General features: G+C 75.3%; 1 protein-coding gene. It reads left to right on the plus strand.

The window, feature by feature from the left end; translation table 11 throughout:
* Positions 1-255, plus strand: a 255-nt coding sequence (locus tag SB765_RS31595; RefSeq protein ID WP_410932750.1) for a hypothetical protein, incomplete at both ends; no start/stop codon positions are given.

A 255-nucleotide genomic window follows, 5' to 3' on the forward strand; every position in this document is an offset into this window, starting at 1 on the left:
CGCGCGCCGACCGCTACCTGCTGCTGCAGACGCTGGTCGGAGCCTGGCCGCTGGAGCTGGCGCCCGAGGACATTGGCGACCGCCCCGACGCCGTCGTCGCCCTTATCGAGCGCGTGGCGCAATGGCAGCAGAAGGCGCTGCGCGAAGCCAAGCTGCACACGCGCTGGACCGCGCCCGACATCCCCTACGAAGACGCGGCCCGGCAGGCGCTGGACGCGCTGGCGCACACCGCCGGCGGCCGCGGCCTGCTGCGGG

It is taken from the genome of Pseudomonas sp. SIMBA_067 (genome assembly GCF_046534675.1).
Classification (GTDB): Bacteria; Pseudomonadota; Gammaproteobacteria; order Pseudomonadales; family Pseudomonadaceae; genus Aquipseudomonas; species Aquipseudomonas putida.